The 17312-nt window shown below is 60.2% G+C and carries 15 protein-coding genes; 5 read left to right on the top strand and 10 right to left on the bottom strand.

What is annotated here, in order from left to right; translation table 11 throughout:
• Window position 1 precedes the first annotated feature (1 nt).
• The 7 genes from ACZ9H3_RS07640 to gloB form a co-directional block, all read right to left on the bottom strand.
• Window positions 2-1612 (bottom strand): ABC transporter ATP-binding protein, encoded by a 1611-nt coding sequence (locus ACZ9H3_RS07640; protein ID WP_476220242.1) that lies wholly within the window; start codon window positions 1610-1612, stop codon window positions 2-4.
• 1 nt (window position 1613) lies between these two features.
• Complete coding sequence (locus tag ACZ9H3_RS07635) at window positions 1614-2633, bottom strand: ABC transporter permease (protein WP_102051751.1); 1020 nt, start codon at window positions 2631-2633, stop codon at window positions 1614-1616.
• A gap of 1 nt (window position 2634) precedes the next feature.
• Window positions 2635-3708: a microcin C ABC transporter permease YejB gene (locus ACZ9H3_RS07630; protein WP_099775322.1), complete on the bottom strand. Its 1074-nt coding sequence runs from the start codon at window positions 3706-3708 to the stop codon at window positions 2635-2637.
• Window position 3709: 1 nt separating this feature from the next.
• Entirely contained in the window at window positions 3710-5560 is a 1851-nt protein-coding gene (locus ACZ9H3_RS07625) for an extracellular solute-binding protein (RefSeq protein ID WP_065761186.1), read from the bottom strand.
• Entirely contained in the window at window positions 5557-7386 is a 1830-nt protein-coding gene (locus ACZ9H3_RS07620; RefSeq protein WP_476220240.1) for an extracellular solute-binding protein, read from the bottom strand. The genes ACZ9H3_RS07625 and ACZ9H3_RS07620 overlap by 4 nt, the downstream gene beginning before the upstream one ends.
• Before the next feature lie 124 nt (window positions 7387-7510).
• Complete coding sequence (locus tag ACZ9H3_RS07615) at window positions 7511-8920, bottom strand: transglycosylase SLT domain-containing protein (protein WP_476220238.1); 1410 nt, start codon at window positions 8918-8920, stop codon at window positions 7511-7513.
• Between the two features lie 99 nt (window positions 8921-9019).
• Window positions 9020-9799 (bottom strand): hydroxyacylglutathione hydrolase, encoded by a 780-nt coding sequence (gene gloB / locus ACZ9H3_RS07610; RefSeq protein ID WP_099775321.1) that lies wholly within the window; start codon window positions 9797-9799, stop codon window positions 9020-9022.
• Window positions 9800-9881: 82 nt separating this feature from the next.
• On the opposite strand from gloB, the gene ACZ9H3_RS07605 reads away from it, so the two are divergent.
• From ACZ9H3_RS07605 to ACZ9H3_RS07590, 4 genes are all read left to right on the top strand, one after another.
• Entirely contained in the window at window positions 9882-10640 is a 759-nt protein-coding gene (locus ACZ9H3_RS07605) for a methyltransferase domain-containing protein (RefSeq protein WP_065759897.1), read from the top strand.
• A 41-nt stretch (window positions 10641-10681) separates the two neighbouring features.
• Entirely contained in the window at window positions 10682-11128 is a 447-nt protein-coding gene (rnhA, locus tag ACZ9H3_RS07600) for a ribonuclease HI (protein ID WP_065759898.1), read from the top strand.
• A gap of 145 nt (window positions 11129-11273) precedes the next feature.
• The gene (gene dnaQ, locus ACZ9H3_RS07595; protein WP_065759934.1) at window positions 11274-12017 is read left to right on the top strand and encodes a DNA polymerase III subunit epsilon; all 744 of its coding nucleotides are present in this window, start codon (window positions 11274-11276) and stop codon (window positions 12015-12017) included.
• Window positions 12018-12102: 85 nt separating this feature from the next.
• Complete coding sequence (locus tag ACZ9H3_RS07590; protein WP_476220237.1) at window positions 12103-14358, top strand: Orn/Lys/Arg family decarboxylase; 2256 nt, start codon at window positions 12103-12105, stop codon at window positions 14356-14358.
• 6 nt (window positions 14359-14364) lie between these two features.
• On the opposite strand, the gene ACZ9H3_RS07585 is transcribed toward ACZ9H3_RS07590, so the two are convergent.
• Window positions 14365-14583, bottom strand: coding sequence for a hypothetical protein (locus tag ACZ9H3_RS07585; RefSeq protein ID WP_065759900.1), 219 nt, complete (start codon window positions 14581-14583; stop codon window positions 14365-14367).
• Between the two features lie 147 nt (window positions 14584-14730).
• On the opposite strand from ACZ9H3_RS07585, the gene ACZ9H3_RS07580 reads away from it, so the two are divergent.
• Complete coding sequence (locus tag ACZ9H3_RS07580; RefSeq protein ID WP_065759901.1) at window positions 14731-15285, top strand: NADPH-dependent FMN reductase; 555 nt, start codon at window positions 14731-14733, stop codon at window positions 15283-15285.
• 38 nt (window positions 15286-15323) lie between these two features.
• Here the strand turns inward: ACZ9H3_RS07580 and phnX are convergent, their stop codons facing one another.
• The gene (gene phnX / locus ACZ9H3_RS07575) at window positions 15324-16151 is read right to left on the bottom strand and encodes a phosphonoacetaldehyde hydrolase (protein WP_065759902.1); all 828 of its coding nucleotides are present in this window, start codon (window positions 16149-16151) and stop codon (window positions 15324-15326) included.
• A 48-nt stretch (window positions 16152-16199) separates the two neighbouring features.
• The gene (locus ACZ9H3_RS07570; protein WP_065759903.1) at window positions 16200-17309 is read right to left on the bottom strand and encodes a 2-aminoethylphosphonate--pyruvate transaminase; all 1110 of its coding nucleotides are present in this window, start codon (window positions 17307-17309) and stop codon (window positions 16200-16202) included.
• Window positions 17310-17312 lie beyond the last annotated feature (3 nt).

The raw sequence follows: 17312 nt of genomic DNA, 5'->3' as shown, positions 1-17312 counted from the left end.
GTTAATCGACAGCTGTTGGGGCCAAAAAGGCCGCTTCCAGCAGCTGCTGTGTATAAGTATGTTGCGGTGCAGCGAAAATGCTTGCCGCCGGACCTTGTTCAACCACCTGGCCCTGCTTGACCACGATCAGTTGGTGGCTTAGCGCCTTGATCACCGCCAGGTCATGGCTGATAAACAAGTAGGTCAGGTTGTACTTGGTCTGCAGCGAACGCAGCAGCTCCACCACTTGGCGCTGAACGGTCCGGTCGAGCGCCGAAGTGGGCTCGTCCAGCAGTATCAGTGCCGGTTTCAATACCAATGCCCGGGCAATGGCAATTCGTTGTCGCTGGCCTCCAGAGAACTCGTGAGGGTAGCGGTGCCGGGTTTCCGGATCCAGCCCTACCTCCTTGAGTGCCTCTATGATCGCCTGTTCCTGTTCTGCTGCCGTGCCAATCCGATGGATGCGCAGGCCCTCACCGACGATATCGCTCACGCACATACGTGGGCTGAGGCTGCCGAAAGGGTCCTGGAAGACCACTTGCATCTGCCGTCGGAACGGTCGAACCTGTTGCTGAGAAAGGCAGTCTAGCGCCTTTCCTTGAAAACGTATGGCACCTTGGCTGTGCAGCAACCGCAGAATCGCCAAACCCAGCGTGGACTTTCCGGAACCACTCTCGCCAACAATCCCTAGGGTTTGGCCCTGAGGCAGGCTGAAATTGATGCCGTCCACCGCCTTGACGTAATCGACTGTTCGTCGCATCAGGCCTTTTTTGATCGGGAACCACACACGCAGGTCTTCGACCTCCAGTAGCGGCTTGCCGATCGGGTTGTTCGCAGGCTGCCCACTGGGCTCTGCGCCCAGCAGCATCTGGGTATACGGATGCTGTGGAGCACTGAACAATTCGTTGCACGACGCTTGTTCGACGATGCAACCGCGCTGCATGACACATACGCGATGTGCAATTCTTTTTACCAGGTTCAAATCATGGCTGATCAGCAGCATGGCCATGCCCAGCCGCGACTGCAGCTCCCTGAGCAAGTTGAGAATTTTCAGTTGGACGGTCACGTCCAGGGCGGTGGTTGGTTCGTCGGCGATCAGCAACTCCGGCTCGTTGGCCAGGGCCATGGCGATCATTACCCGTTGACGTTGGCCACCAGAAAGCTCATGCGGGAGCGCCTTGAGGCGTTTGACCGGTTCGGGAATTCCCACCAGGTCCAGCAACTCCAGGGTGCGCTCGGTGGCGGCTTTACCCGTCAGGCCTTTGTGCAGCAGCAGTACTTCGTTGATCTGCTTTTCGATGGTGTGCAGCGGGTTCAGCGAGGTCATCGGTTCCTGGAAGATCATCGCAATGCGGTTGCCACGGATGTGGCGCATTTGCTTTTCGTCCAGTTTCAGCAGGTCGCGTTGCTCATAGTGGATGCTGCCGGAGGGGTGGCGGGCGATCGGGTAGGGCAGCAGGCGCAGGATCGAGTGAGCCGTCACCGATTTGCCTGAGCCGCTTTCGCCCACCAGGGCCAGCGTCTCGCCGCGGCGAACATCGAAACTGATATGTTCGACGGCCCGTTGTATCTGGTCGCCGACGACGAATTCGACGGAAAGGTCGCGGACTTCGATCAAATTGTCCTGATTCATCTTATTTCCTCGGGTCGAAGGCATCGCGGGCGGATTCACCGATGAACACCAGCAGGCTAAGCATCAGCGCCAGTACCGCAAACGCACTGATACCCAGCCACGGTGCTTGCAGGTTGGACTTGCCCTGTGCGACCAGCTCACCCAGCGATGGGGCGCCAGGCGGCAGGCCGAAGCCGAGGAAGTCCAGTGCGGTCAGGGTGCCGATTGCGCCGGTGAGAATGAAGGGCATGAAGGTCATGGTCGAGACCATGGCGTTGGGCAGGATATGCCGGAACATGATCGCGCCATTTTGCATGCCGAGGGCTCGCGCCGCACGCACGTATTCCAGATTGCGCCCGCGCAGGAATTCGGCACGCACCACGTCGACCAGGCTCATCCAGGAAAACAACAGCATGATGCCCAGTAGCCACCAGAAGTTCGGCTGCACGAAACTGGCCAGGATGATCAGCAGGTAAAGCACTGGCAAGCCTGACCAGATCTCCAGGAAGCGCTGCCCGGCCAAGTCTACCCAGCCACCATAGAAACCCTGCAGGGCGCCGCTGATCACGCCGATGATCGAGCTCAGGATTGTCAGGGTCAGCGCGAACAGCACCGAGATCCGAAAGCCATAGATTACCCGCGCCAGCACATCGCGCCCCTGGTCGTCGGTGCCCAGCCAGTTCTGTGCCGAGGGTGGCGCGGGGGCGGGGACTTTCAGGTCATAGTTGATGCTCTGGTAGCTGAAAGGAATGGGCGCCCAGAGTACCCAGCTGTCCTTGGCGGCCAGCAGTTCGCGGATGTACGGGCTCTTGTAGTTGGGCTCCAGCGGAAACTCGCCGCCAAAGGTGGTTTCCGGGTAGCGTTTGACCGCCGGGAAGTACCATTGGCCGTCGTAGCGCACGGCGAGGGGTTTATCGTTGGCGATCAGTTCCGCGCCCAGGCTCAGGCCGAACAGGATCAGGAACAGCCAGAGCGACCACCAGCCACGGCGGTTGGCTTTGAAGCGTTCAAAACGCCGGCGATTGAGCGGTGACAGTTTCATCTCATTGCTCCCGGCTTTCAAAGTCGATACGTGGGTCGACCAGGGTGTAGGTCAGGTCGCCGATCAGTTTCACGACCAGCCCCAGCAAGGTGAAGATGAACAGCGTGCCGAACACCACCGGGTAGTCACGGTTGATGGCTGCCTCGAAGCTCATCAGGCCCAGGCCGTCGAGCGAGAAAATCACCTCCACCAACAGCGAGCCAGTGAAGAAAATGCCGATGAAAGCCGAAGGGAAGCCGGCAATCACCAGCAGCATGGCATTGCGGAACACATGCCCGTAAAGCACACGGTTATTGCTCAGGCCCTTGGCCTTGGCGGTGATCACATACTGCTTGTTGATCTCGTCAAGGAAGCTGTTCTTGGTCAGCAGGGTCATGGTCGCGAAGTTGCCGATTACCAGTGCGGTCACCGGTAGTACCAGGTGCCAGAAGTAGTCGAGGATCTTGCCGGTGGTGCTCAGTTCATCGAAGTTGTTCGACGTCAGGCCGCGCAGCGGGAACCAGTCGAAGTAGCTGCCCCCTGCGAACAGTACGATCAGCAGAATGGCAAACAGGAACGCCGGGATTGCGTAGCCGATGATGATCGCCGAACTGGTCCAGACGTCGAAATGGCTGCCGTGGCGGGTAGCCTTGGCGATACCCAGGGGGATCGAGACCAGGTACATGATCAGGGTGCTCCACAGCCCCAGGGAAATCGAGACCGGGAGCTTTTCTGCGATAAGGTCGATGACCTTGGCATCGCGGAAGAAGCTTTCACCGAAATCGAGCCGGGCATAGTTCTTGATCATGATCCACAGGCGTTCCGGCGCCGACTTGTCGAAGCCGTACATGCGCTCGATTTCCTTGATCAGGGCCGGGTCCAGGCCTTGCGCGCCGCGGTAGTTGGAACCGGCTACCGACACTTCGGCGCCGCCGCCGGCAATCCGGCTGGTGGCCCCCTCGAAACCTTCGAGTTTGGCGATCATCTGCTCTACCGGGCCACCGGGGGCGGCCTGGATGATGATGAAGTTGATGACCAGGATGCCCAGCAGGGTCGGGATAATCAGCAGCAGGCGGCGTAGGGTATAGGCCAGCATACTAGTGTGCTCCGCTCGTCGATGCAGTCTCGGTCGGTGCTGCTACGGGCATCACAGGGGTAGTACTGGGTTTGATCCACCAGGTGTTGATGCCAATGTCGAACTTGGGCGGGGTTTGCGGATGGCCGATATGGTTCCAGTAGGCCACGCGCCAGGTTTTGATGTGCCAGTTGGGTACCACGTAGTAACCCCATAGCAATACGCGGTCGAGTGCGCGGGTATGGGCGATCAGGTCTTGCCGCGATTCGGCGTTGATCAGCGATTCCACCAGCGAATCCACGGCGGGGTCTTTCAGGCCCATGAAATTGCGGCTGCCCGGGTTGTCGGCACTGGCGCTTTGCCAATACTCACGCTGCTCGTTGCCCGGGGAGTTGGATTGCGGGAAGCCGCTGACGATCATGTCGAAGTCACGTGAGCGCAGGCGGTTGACGTATTCGGCAACGTCCACCCGGCGAAGGGTCAGATCGATACCAAGGTCGGCCAGGTTGCGTTTGTAGGGCAACAGGACACGTTCGAACTCGGTCTGGGCCAGCAGAAATTCGATTTTCAGCGGTTTGCCCTGGGCATCGACCATCTTGTCATCCTTGATGCTCCAGCCGGCCTCTTGCAGCAGCTTGTAGGCCTTGCGCTGCTGTTCACGGATCATGCCGCTGCCATCGGTGACCGGGTTGGCGAAGGCCTGGGTGAAGACTTGCTCGGGAACCTTGCCGCGCAGGGGTTCAAGGATCTTCAGTTCGGCGGCATCAGGCAGGCCACGGGCAGCCATCTCGGAGTTTTCAAAGTAGCTGCCGGTGCGGGTATAGGCGCCGTTGAACAACTGCTTGTTGGTCCACTCGAAGTCCAGCAGCAGGCTCAGGGCTTCCCGTACCCGCACATCCTGGAACACAGGACGACGCAGGTTGAAGACGAAGCCTTGCATGCCGGTGGGCAGGCCGTTGGGGATTTCTTCACGGATCAGGCGACCTTCGCGTACCGCTGGGGTGTCGTAGGCCGTTGCCCAGTTTTTGGCGCTGCTTTCCAGCCAATAATCGAACTGCCCTGCCTTGAGTGCCTGCAGGGCGACGGTGTTGTCTCGGTAGTAATCGACCGTCATCTGGTCGAAGTTGTAGAAGCCGCGGTTGACCGGCAGGTCCTTGCCCCAGTAGTTCTTGTCGCGCACGTAGCGAATTGAGCGCCCGGGCTTGACCTCGGCGATGGTGTAAGGCCCGCTGCCCAGCGGGATTTCCAGGTTGCCCTTGGTGAAGTCACGACCTTCCCACCAGTGTTTGGGCAATACGGCGATCTGCCCGAGAATCAGCGGCAGCTCGCGGTTGTTGTTGTGCTTGAACTTGAACAGCACCCGCAGCGGATCTTCGGCGACCACTTCCGCAACGTCGGCATAGTAGCCGCGGTAAAGTGGGGCGCCGTGCTTGATCAGCATGTTGAAGGTGAACACCACGTCCTCGGCGCGTACTGGGTGGCCGTCGTGGAAGCGGGCTTCCGGGCGCAGGTAGAAGCGCACCCAGCTGTTGTCCGGGGCCTTTTCGATCTGTTGTGCCAGCAAGCCGTATTCGCTGAACGGTTCGTCCAGGCTGGCGCGGGCCAGGGTGTCGTAGATCAGGTCGAGGTTGTCCGCCGAGACGCCCTTGTTGATGAATGGGTTTAGGCTGTCGAAGCTGCCGAAGCCATTCTGGCGGAAGGTGCCGCCCTTGGGCGCGTCCGGGTTGACGTAATCAAAGTGCTTGAAGTTGGCTGGGTACTTCGGCGCTTCGTTGTACAGGGTCAGCGCATGTTGCGGCGCGGCCAGGGTCTGCAGGCTGAGGCCAGCAAGCAACAGGCCAGCCAGTATGCGAAAGCCGGGCAATGGCGTCATTGGGCATTCTCCGAAGGCTTGAGCCACCAACTGTTAAGGCCCAGGGTATAGGGCGGTGTGGCGACGAAGGCGAACCGATTGCGGTAGGCCAGGCGGTGATTGTTCAGGTACCAGTTGGGAATCATGTAGTGCTGCCAGAGCAGTACCCGGTCCAGTGCGCGAGTGGCCGCAACCTGCTCGTCCCGGCTTTTTGCGGCGAGCAGTACCTCCAGCAAGTGGTCGACCACCGGGTCCTTGACCCCTGCATAGTTTTTGCTGCCTTTGACCGCGGCCTGGCTTGAATGGAAATACTGCCACTGTTCAAGACCCGGGCTGAGGGTCTGGTTGAGCGTCATCAGAATCATGTCGAAATCGAACTGGTCCAGCCGCTGTTTGTACTGGGCGCGGTCAACGGTGCGCAAGCGTGCATCGATCCCGATGCTCGCCAGATTTTCGACATAAGGTTGCAGAATCCGCTCCAGGTTTGGGTTGACCAGCAGGATCTCCAGTTTCAAGGGTTGCCCCTTGGCGTTGAGCAGGCGTTGTCCGCTCAGTTTCCAGCCCGCCTGGTTGAGCAGTGTCAGGGCCTGGCGCAAGGTATCCCGGCCAATGCCCCGGCCTTCGGTGCTGCTGACCTTGAACGGCTGGGTGAACAGCTCTGGCGGCAGTTGGTTGCGGTAGGGCGAAAGCATTAGCCATTCTTGCCCGACAGGCAAGCCAGTGGCGCTGAACTCGCTGTTTGGGTAGAAACTGGTCGCGCGCTGGTAGGCGCTACTGAACAGGGTGCGGTTGGTCCATTCGAAATCCAGCATCAGGCCCAGCGCCTGGCGAACCCGGGTGTCGGCAAAGGTCGCCCGGCGGCTGTTCATGAACAGGCCTTGGGTCTGGGTTGGAATCTGGTGCGGGATCTGCGCCTTGATCACCTCGCCACGGCGTACGGCAGGGAAGGTATAGCCGTTGGCCCAGTTCTTCGCCTGGTGTTCGATATAGATGTCGAATTCGCCCGCCTTGAAGGCTTCAAACGCAACATCGCTGTCGCGGTAGAACTCGAACTCAACCCGGTCGAAATTGTACTTGCCACGATTGACCGCCAGGTCCTTGCCCCAATAGTTACTGACCCGCTCGAACACCAGGCTTCTGCCGGGCTGTACCTGAACAATGCGGTACGGTCCGCTGCCCAAGGGCGGTTCGAAGGTCGTGGCCTTGAAATCGCGTGTTTTCCAGTAGTGCTGCGGCAGTACCGGCATCTCGCCCAGGCGCAGGATCAACAGTGGATTGCCAGCGCGTTTGAACACGAAGCGAATCCGCTGAGGGCTGAGGATGTCGACCCGTTGTACTTCCTGCAGGTTGGTGCGGTAAAGCGGATGGCCTTCCTTGAGAAGCGTGCGATAGGAAAACGCGACGTCTGTCGCGGTAATCGGGACGCCGTCGTGGAAGCGCGCTTCAGGACGCAAGTTGAACACCACCCAGCTACGGTCCTCGCTGTACTCGACCGAGCGGGCGATCAAGCCGTAGCTGGACGTCGGCTCATCGCCGGAAGGATCGTACTGGCCGGTACCGACCATGAGGGTTTCGTTCAGCTCGCTCACGCCATACTGCAGGAAGTTCGGCGTGGTTACCGGGCTGCTGCCCTTGAAAGTATAGGGGGTGAGCGTATCGAACGTGCCAAAGGCCATGGCCCGCAACGTACCGCCCTTGGGCGCTTGCGGATTGACCCAGTCAAAATGGGTGAACTTGGCTGGATACTTGAGCGTGCCAAACTGGGCGTAACCATGGCTTTCGATGATTGTTGCGCCCGCAGGAAAGCTCAAGGCCAGGCTGATTGACAGCAGGAGGGGGCGTATCAAGTCGGGGATCCATTCCAGGCGGCTTGGGCTTTGGTCTGGCTACAGTAACAGCTTGTATCGACAGGAAAAAGAGTACCGGGTCGCACAGGGGCGGCGCGGCACCGAGTTGATGTGCCGTGTGGCCTCAATGAGGCAGATAGACGGTCAGTGTCTGGCCTGGTTTTAGTGCGTGCGCGGTGCTCGGGTTCCAGCGTTTGAGGTGCTGCATTTCGACGTTGAAGCGTTTGGCGACCATGTACAGCGAGTCACCTTTGCGCACCTTGTACTGGGTGGAGCGTTGCTTCACGGCACCTTTGGTGTCGCGCAAGGCAAGGGTCTGGCCGACCTTGACGTTGCGCCCGGAAAGCTTGTTCCAGCGTTGCAGATCGTTGACGCTGACACGGTTGGCTTTGGCAATGCTGGCGAGGTTGTCCCCCCGCTTGACCCGGTAGCTACGGGCGGTACCCGCTGTGCTGGGTTCCTCTTCGGCCAATGCGGCTTTGAACACGGCCGGCTTGGGCTGCAAGCTGAGCAACTCTTCGGGCTTCATGTTCGACAGGCTGGTCGTGAGCAGTTGCGCTTTGGCCGTGGGGACCAGCAGTTGCTGTGGGCCATCGACCGTCATGCGTTTCTTGAAGGCCGGGTTGAGCTGATACATCTCGTCTTCGTCGATTTCGGCCAGGGCCGCCACGCGCGAAAGGTCCAGGCGGTCCTTGATTTCGATGGCCTCGAAGTAGGGTTCATTGGCAATCGGGTTGAGGTTGACGCCGTAAGCCTGTGGTGTCAGCACAACTTGCGAGAGTGCCAGCAGCTTGGGCACGTAGTCGCGTGTTTCCTTGGGGAGCGGCAGGTTCCAGTAGTCGGTCGGCAGGCCGAGGCGTTCGTTACGCTCAATGGCGCGGCTCACGGTGCCTTCGCCAGCGTTGTAGGCCGCCAGTGCCAGCAGCCAGTCGCCGTTGAACATGTCGTGCAGGCGTGACAGGTAGTCCAGCGCTGCGTTGGTCGACGCGGTAATGTCGCGCCGACCATCATAGAAACGCGTTTGGCGCAGGTTGAAGTGCCGCCCGGTCGAGGGGATGAACTGCCATAGGCCGACCGCATGGGCGCGTGAATACGCCAGGGGGTTGTAGGCGCTCTCGATCGCGGGTAGCAGCGCCAGTTCCAGCGGCATGTCGCGCTCTTCAAGACGCTCGACGATGTAATGCATGTACAGGCTGCCGCGGTCACCGACTGTTTCCAGGTGCGAAGGGTTACTGGCAAACCACAGGCGCTGTTGCTCGATGCGCGGGTTGACCCCGATATCGTCCTGCAACTTGAAGCCCTGACGCATGCGCTCCCAGACATCATCCGGTGCCTGTTGTGCAGGCTTGTCGTGGATGAAGACCGGTTTTTGCTTCAGTCGGGCCTGGTAGTTGTGCGCGCGAACGCTCTCGGAGTCACCCAAATGACTGGTGCTCTGGCAGCCCACGAGCGTGGCAGTCAGAGCCAGCGCGACAGCTTGTGCGACGCGCGTCAGGGTGACGGAATTGAGGGTTCTGCGGCTAAGGGACGACATTGGCTGGAAGTAAGTTCCTGGCAAAAATGTCGGGCGATTCTAGAAAGCAGCCGGGGGGTGGTCAACCTCTCAGAACTTTTGGTGCCCAGCCGCGTCTGCTTAGAACGTATCTTTCCAAGCCCTTAAGCCAGCAAAAACAGTACTTGGAGAGGCGCTTGGGGTGCCATTCCGTTCGTCCACTTTTTCTTTAACGGATGTTTCTCCGGTGCGCAAAAAGGGGTTCGTCAGCTTCTCCAGTGCCAGCGTGGAGGGTAATGTGATGCGATCGTGTGCGCGAAACTGGGTAACGTCGGCGAAGCGTTGGGCAATATGCGGGTTTTGTGGTTCCACCGCACAGGCAAAGCGCAGGTTGCTCAGGGTGTATTCATGTGTGCAATAGACCAGCGTCTCGGCTGGCAGGGCTGCCAGGCGTTGCAGTGACTGGTGCATTTGCTCTGCAGTGCCTTCGAACAGGCGACCGCAGCCTGCGGCGAATAGCGTGTCGCCGCTGAACAGTAGCGGTGTTGGTGTCTGGCTACTGTAATAAGCAATATGCCCCAGTGTATGACCGGGCACTGCCAGCACCTGGAACGTCAGGCCCAGCACGTGCAGGCGGTCGTTGTCGTTCAGGGCCAGGTCGCGGGCCGGGATTGGCTCTGTAGCCGGGCCGCACACCCGGGCGCCGGTGGTCGCCTTTAGCGTTTCGATGCCGCCGACATGATCGTGGTGGTGGTGGGTGATCAGAATGTCGCTCAACTGCCAGCCAGGGTGATGGTCGAGCCAGGTGAGCACGGGGCCGGCGTCCCCCGGATCGACGACCGCACAACGGCGGCTGGCAGGGTCCTGCAACAGCCAGATGTAATTATCGGAGAAAGCGGGCAGGGCATCGATCTGTATCATGGTGCGATTCGCCAAGCGTGGGACATTGGTGCATCTTAGAGGCTATGGGGTTCCACGAGAACCCGGCAAGCGGGAGAGGGCTATGACCGACAAAGCGTTCGCTCAGGCTGATCCGGACTGGCTTGAGCTGATCAGTCTGGCGAGAGACTGGTTCGGCGGGCCATTGGGGCAGTTGTTGCTCAAAGAAGAGCAGCGGCTGCTGGAGGAGGAACTGGGGCGTTACTTCGGTGGCTACCTGGTGCATTACGGCCCTTGTGCCGAGGCTCCGCCCAATGCGCCGCAAGTGCAACGCAATGTGCGCCTGGGCGCGCCGTTGCCAGGGGTGGAGATTGTCTGTGAAGAGCAGGCCTGGCCGTTGAGTGAGCACGCCGCTGATGTGGTCGTGCTGCAGCATGGGCTGGACTTCAGCCTCTCGCCGCATGGCCTGCTGCGCGAGGCCGCCAGCAGCGTGCGCCCTGGTGGGCATTTATTGATCGTCGGTATCAACCCCTGGAGTACCTGGGGAGTGCGTCATTTCTTTGCCCATGATGCCTTGCGCAAGGCGCGCTGCATCTCGCCCTCTCGCGTCGGCGACTGGTTGAACCTGCTGGGCTTCGCGCTGGAGAAACGCCGCTTCGGGTGCTATCGTCCGCCGCTCGCTTCCGCCGCCTGGCAACAGCGTCTGGAAGGCTGGGAGCGCTTGGCCGGCCGATGGCAGGGTGTCGGCGGTGGTGTCTACCTGTTGGTAGCGCGCAAAATGGTGGTTGGCCTGCGGCCGCTGCGCCAGGAGCGTCGCGAACCCATGGGCAAGTTGCTGCCCCTCCCGATGGCCAAGGTCAACCGACGCAATTCCGAACCCTGAGCGTGCAGGCTCGGGGCAATTACTGATGAAAAAGGCTGTACATGAGCGAAAGCGTCGAGATCTACACCGATGGTGCCTGCAAGGGTAACCCTGGCCCCGGTGGCTGGGGCGCCCTGCTGATTTGCAAGGGTGTGGAAAAAGAGTTGTGGGGGGGCGAGCGCGAGACGACCAACAACCGTATGGAGTTGATGGCCGCCATCCGTGCGCTGGAAGCCCTCAAGCGCAGTTGCGAAGTGTTGTTGGTCACCGACTCGGAATATGTCATGAAGGGCATTAACGAGTGGATGGTCAATTGGAAGAAACGCGGGTGGAAAACCGCTGCCAAGCAACCGGTGAAGAATGCCGACCTGTGGCAGCAGCTTGACGAACAGGTCGGTCGGCACCAGGTGACCTGGAAGTGGGTGCGCGGCCACACTGGCCATGACGGCAACGAGCGTGCCGACCAGTTGGCCAACCGCGGTGTCGACGAAGTGCGCGGTCTGCGCTGAGCGTAAATCGGTCCGGCAAATGCCTGGGAGCTGAGGTAGAATTCCCGGCTTTCCCAATTGAGCACCCTGTCACTGTCGGCTTGGCCGGATCAGCGACGGGGTGCGGTTTTCTAGATGTGCGCGGCAGGAGATCACCGGCGTGGAGATGCATAACAACAGGTCGGTAGTGCTGGATACCGAAACCACCGGTATGCCGGTTACCGACGGTCACCGGATCATCGAGATCGGTTGTGTCGAGGTGATTGGTCGGCGTCTGACGGGCCGCAACTTCCACGTTTACCTGCAACCGGATCGGGAGAGTGACGAGGGCGCTATCGGCGTTCACGGCATCACCGATGCGTTCCTGATTGGCAAACCGCGCTTTGCCGAAGTCGCCGATGAATTCTATGAATACATCAAGGGTGCGCGGCTGATCATCCATAACGCGGCGTTCGACGTTGGTTTCATCAACAACGAATTCGCCTTGGCCGGTTACGCCGACCGCACTGACATCACCCAATACTGCGACGTGCTCGACACCCTGATGATGGCGCGGGAACGTCATCCGGGGCAACGCAACAGCCTTGATGCCTTGTGCAAACGCTACGGTATCGACAACTCCGGTCGCGACTTGCACGGCGCGTTGCTCGACTCCGAGTTGCTGGCAGACGTCTACCTGGCCATGACCGGCGGGCAGACCAGCCTTTCGTTGGCTGCCGACGGTGCCGAAGACAGTAACGGCAACAGCATTCAGGGCAGCGAAATTCGCCGGTTGCCGGCTGATCGTCAGCCTGGACGAATCATTCGGGCTAACGCCAGCGAGCTTGAAGCCCATCTTGCCCGCCTGGAAGCGATCGCCAAGTCCGCGGGTGGTCCGTCGTTGTGGCAACAGATGAACGAGGCGAACTGAAGTCGTTCCTGCACACTGGCGGCAACCTTCTAACCTGTGAAGTGAAAGGCTCTTCGGGCCTGTCGTTTCCGGGGTGGGGTGGCGCATGTACAAGGATCTTAAGTTTCCCGTTCTGATCGTTCACCGCGATATCAAGGCTGATACGGTTGCTGGCGAGCGCGTACGCGCCATTGCCCAGGAGCTGACGCAAGACGGCTTTGCGATTCTTTCGGCAGTGGATTACGCCGAAGGACGTTTGGTGGCGTCCACTCACCATGGCCTGGCGTGCATGCTGATCGCTGCCGAGGGTGCGGGGGAGAATACTCACCTGCTGCAAAACATGGTCGAGCTCATTCGCCTGGCGCGGCTGCGTGCGCCACACCTGCCGATCTTTGCCCTGGGCGAGCAAGTGACGCTGGAGAATGCGCCGGCAGAAGCCATGAGCGAGCTGAACCAGCTGCGCGGTATCCTCTACCTTTTTGAAGACACGGTACCGTTTTTGGCGCGGCAGGTGGCACGGGCTGCGCACAATTACCTGGACGGGCTGTTGCCGCCGTTCTTCAAGGCATTGGTGCAACACACTGCGCAGTCCAACTACTCCTGGCATACGCCGGGTCACGGCGGCGGCGTGGCGTATCGCAAAAGCCCGGTGGGCCAGGCGTTCCACCAGTTTTTCGGTGAAAACACCTTGCGCTCGGATCTCTCGGTGTCGGTACCGGAGCTTGGCTCGCTGCTCGATCACACCGGGCCACTGGCTGACGCTGAAGCGCGGGCTGCGCGCAACTTTGGTGCGGACCACACCTTCTTTGTGATCAACGGCACCTCTACGGCCAACAAGATTGTCTGGCATGCGATGGTCGCTCGCGATGATCTGGTGCTGGTTGACCGCAACTGTCACAAGTCAGTGTTGCACGCCATTATCATGACCGGTGCAATCCCTTTGTACCTGTGCCCTGAACGCAACGAACTGGGCATCATCGGGCCGATCCCGCTGAGTGAGTTCAGCCGCGAGTCGATTCAGGCCAAGATCGAGGCCAACCCGCTGGCGCAGGGCCGCGCGCCAAAGGTGAGAATGGCCGTGGTGACCAACTCGACTTATGACGGCCTGTGCTACAACGCCGAGCTGATCAAGCAGATGCTCGGCAACAGTGTCGAGGTGCTGCACTTCGACGAAGCCTGGTATGCCTATGCGGCGTTTCATGAGTTTTTCGCCGGGCGTTTCGCCATGGGAACGTCACGCAGTGCGGACAGCCCGCTGGTGTTCAGCACCCATTCGACCCACAAATTGCTGGCAGCCTTCAGCCAGGCTTCGATGATCCATGTGCAGGATGGCGGGGCTCGGCAGTTGGACCGAGACCGTTTCAACGAAGCGTTCATGATGCATATTTCCACGTCGCCGCAATACAGCATCCTGGCGTCGCTCGACGTGGCGTCGGCGATGATGGAAGGCCCGGCCGGGCGTTCTTTGCTACAGGAAATGTTCGATGAAGCGTTGAGCTTCAGGCGGGCCCTGGCCAACCTGCGCACGCATATCGCCGCCGATGACTGGTGGTTCAGTGTCTGGCAACCACCACGGGTCGAAGGTGCGCGGGCGGTGGCTACTGCTGACTGGCTGCTGCAGCCGCAGGCCGCATGGCACGGGTTTGGCGAGGTGGCCGATGACTATGTGCTGCTCGATCCGATCAAGGTCACGCTGGTCATGCCGGGCCTGACTGCGGACGGTGCGCTGGGCGAGCACGGGATTCCGGCGGCCGTGGTCAGCAAGTTTCTCTGGGAGCGAGGGCTGGTGGTGGAAAAGACCGGGCTCTATTCCTTCCTGGTGCTGTTTTCCATGGGTATCACCAAGGGCAAGTGGAGCACCTTGCTGACCGAGCTGCTGGAGTTCAAGCGCAATTACGACGCCAATACCGACTTGCTCGAAAGCCTGCCGTGCGTGGCAAACCTGGACCCGTCGCGTTACCAGCGGTTGGGCCTGCGTGACCTGTGTGACCAGTTGCACGACTGTTACCGCAGCAATGCCACGGCCAAGCAACTCAAGCGTTTGTACACCCGTTTGCCGGAGGTGGTCATGAAACCGGCCGACGCCTACGACAAACTGATCAGGGGGGAGGTCGAGGCGGTGCCCATCGACCAATTGATCGGGCGTATTGCCGCCGTGATGTTGGTGCCGTACCCGCCGGGCATACCCTTGATCATGCCGGGTGAGCGCTTCACCGAGGCGACACGCTCAATCATCGACTACCTGGCCTTCGCGCGGGCTTTCGACACCGGTTTTCCCGGCTTTGTCGCGGACGTGCATGGGCTGCAGCATGAAGACACCGCCCAGGGGCGGGTCTATACCGTCGATTGCATTACGCCCTGAATCGGCTCAGGGGATGCGGATGATCTCCACACCGCTTTGCACCAGTTCAAAGCGGTCCTCACCCAGGTGGTTGACCCGGTCACCGATCGCCAGGCGGTAGGTGGTAACGGGGAGCGAGGCGGCAGTTCCATCGGCCTGCAGGGTAGATTCCTGGAACTCATGTACAGGGTAGATACGTCCTTCAGCATCCCGTGCATGAAATTGTCCGACCAGTACTGCTGTCATTTAACGTGCAACCTCTGAAATAAAAATGCGCTGTCAGCCATAGACCGCTGTAACTGCGGGGAGTTTTGCCAGTGTAGAAAAAAACTGAGGAGCTGCACTGATCGTCTATACCTAAAATTCCCTATGTTTTTCAGGTTGGAGAGCGCTATGAGTCCGGTCTATTCAGTTGCGGTGCTGGTGGGCAGCCTGCGTAAGGAGTCCTTGAATCGCAAGGTCGCTCGCGCGCTTGCCGAGTTGGCGCCCCCCAGTCTCAAATTGAGTATTGTCGAAATTGGCGGGCTGGCGCTGTACAACGAAGACATTGATGGCACGCCACCCGCTGCCTATACGGCTTTTCGTGAGCAGATTCGCAACAGCGATGCACTGTTGTTTGTGACACCTGAGTACAACCGTTCGGTCCCAGGTGTGCTGAAAAACGCCATTGATGTGGGTTCACGGCCCTACGGGCAGAGTGCCTGGAGCGGCAAGCCGGGCGCCGTAATCAGTGTGTCGCCGGGTGCGGTGGGGGGCTTTGGTGCCAACCATCATTTGCGCCAGTCGCTGGTGTTCCTCGACGTGCCCTGCATGCAGCAGCCTGAGGCATATGTAGGCGGGGCGGGGAGCCTGTTCGATGAACATGGCAAGCTTTCGGAGAAAACCCGGCCGTTTCTGCAGGGGTTCATTGACAGCTATGCGCGCTGGGTCGCGCTGCATCAGCGTTGAGGTGAGGCCGGCTCCTTTCAGGAGCCGGCACTGCGCAGTCAAACCGCTTGCGGCATCTCACCTCGGGCCAGACGCTGGTTGATGTCAGCGATCACGCCGGGTAACTCATTGATAGTGTCGATCAGGTAGTGCGGGCGCGAACCTTCGAACATCGCATGAATGCGTTTGCGCTCGGCTTCCAGCGTGTTCGGGTCGAGGGCGCGATAGCCTTCGTAGGTCAGGCCCAGGGCGTTGCCGGAACAGACCAGGGCGACGGTCCACATGCCGGCGCGGCGGCCTTCGAGGATGCCTGGCACGGTGTCATCGACCTTGACGCATGCAGCGACGTCGTCGATGCCCAAGGCAATCACGTTGGCCAGCGCTTGCGCCGGCCAAGGGCGTCCATTAGGGGTTTCGTCAGTGGCCACTACGTGGTCGGCAACATAGCCGTTCTTTGCCGCCAGTTCGACCACCTTGTCCATCACCACTTTCGGATAGCCCGAGCACGAGCCGATCTTCAGGCCGTTCTGACGCAGGCCGGTGAGGGTGTCCAGCGCGCCGGGGATCAGTGCCGAATGCACGGCGATCTTCTCGATCTGCAGCGGCATGAAACGCTGGTAAATGGCGGTCACGTCATCATCGGTCGGGGTGCGCCCGAACACCTTGCGGTAGCGCTCGGCAATCTGCGGTTGGTCGCAGAGGGTGCGGATATGGTCCCATTTGCCCATGCCCATCGGGCCGCGAGCTTCCTCGATAGAAACCTCGACGTCGAACTCGGCAAAGGCTTCGACGAAGATCTGCGTGGGTGCAAATGAGCCAAAGTCGACCACGGTGCCGGCCCAGTCGAGGATCGCGGCTTGCAGGTGTGTTGGGTTTTTGTAGTTCATCGGTGAATTCCTTGATCGGTCATGCCATCGGGCGGATTGAAAACGGCTTCAGATATCCAGCACTTCCATTTCGCGCAGCACTTCGGCAATGGCGTTGACGGCGGCGCTCATGCCGTCCGGGCCAACACAGCCGATGCAACCGACGCGGAAGGTTTCCACTTGGGTGAGCTTGCCAGGGTAGAGGATGAACCCCTTGGCCTTGACCCGCTCGTAGAAGTCTTTGAAGGCGTAGCGTGCATCACGAGGGGCGTGAAAGGTGACGATGATCGGTGCCTGGATGTCTGCCGGCAGGAAGCTGCGCAGGCCAATGGCGGCCATGCCATCGAGCAGGGTTTTGCAGTTGCTGGCGTAGCGCTGATAACGAGCGGGCAGGCCACCTTCCTCGTTGTACTGCAGCAGGGCTTCATGCAGGGCCGCGACCACATGGGTGGGCGGGGTGAAGCGCCATTGGCCGGTCTTGGCCATGTAGCTGTGTTGATCGTGCAGGTCCATTGCAAGGGAGTGCGAGTTGCCTTCGGCAGCGGCCAGCGATGCCTGGTTGGCGAATACGAAGCCCATGCCCGGCACACCTTCCAGGCACTTGCCGGAAGCGGCGATCAAGGCATCGAAGGGCACTTCGCTGGCGTCGATCGGCAAGGCTCCGAACGAACTCATGGCATCGATGATCAGGCGCTTGCCGTGGTTGGCGACGACCCGGGCGATGTCGGGCAGCGGGTTGAGAATGCCGGTACTGGTTTCACAATGAATCAGCGCCACGTGGGTGATGCTGGCGTCGGCTTGCAGCAGGCGGTCGACATCGGCAGCCGTGGTCGGCTCGTCTTCTGCGGTTTCGAACGTGCTGTAGGCGCGCCCCAGTACTTTGCAGATTTTTGCCAGGCGCTGGCCGTAGGCGCCGTTGATCAGTACCAGCACTTTACCGTCGCGCGGTACCAAGGTACCGATGGCTGCTTCCACGGCGAAGGTGCCGCTGCCTTGCAGGGGAACGCAATGGTGTGTCCCGGCGCCGTTGATGATGGCCAGCAGTTGTTGGCACAGGCTGGCGGTCAGTTGGTTGAAGTCACGGTCCCACGAGCCCCAGTCCACCAGCATTGCTTGCCGTGTACGGGCCGAAGTGGTCAGGGGGCCAGGGGTCAGCAGGATCGGAGCGGCAGTACTCATGGT

It is taken from the genome of Pseudomonas sp. TE3910 (genome assembly GCF_056279025.1).
This window is presented reverse-complemented; position numbering and strand designations above follow the sequence as displayed.